The organism is Bacillus sp. BML-BC051 (genome assembly GCF_019656175.1).
Lineage (GTDB): Bacteria > Bacillota > Bacilli > Bacillales > Bacillaceae_G > Bacillus_A > Bacillus_A mobilis.
Map to the genome: position 1 here is coordinate 1 of NZ_BPLI01000220.1, position 519 is coordinate 519.

The 519-nt window shown below is 42.0% G+C and carries 1 pseudogene; it reads left to right on the plus strand.

The features are described from left to right. A pseudogene (locus tag K5S59_RS30045) lies at positions 1-457 on the plus strand (reverse transcriptase domain-containing protein); the annotation flags it as partial. Positions 458-519: the final 62 nt, after the last annotated feature.

Consider the following 519-nt stretch of genomic DNA (forward strand, 5'->3'; position numbering starts at 1 on the left):
GGAAATACCGAAACCCAATGGGAAAACCAGACCTCTGGGAATACCAAGTATGTGGGATAGGATTATCCAACAATGCATCTTACAAGTAATGGAGCCTATCTGTGAAGCACACTTCTGTAACCGAAGTCATGGATTTCGCCCAAACAGAAGTGCTGAAAATGCTATAGCAGACGCAACAAAACGGGTAAATCAGCAAAACCTTACATATGTGGTGGATATAGACATTCAGGGATTCTTTGACGAAGTAAGTCACGTCAAACTCATGCGCCAACTATGGACACTGGGTATTCGTGACAAACAACTACTAGTCATAATCCGGAAAATATTGAAAGCGAAAGTGCAACTGACTAACGGCAAAACGATATTTCAGACCAAAGGTACCACGCAAGGTGGTATCCTTAGTCCACTACTCGCCAATGTTAACCTTAACGAATTTGACTGGTGGATTAGAAATCACTAGGAAACTTTCAAAGACAAGCAGGTAAAGACGAGAGTGAAAGATGGGATTTGGAGTAATGC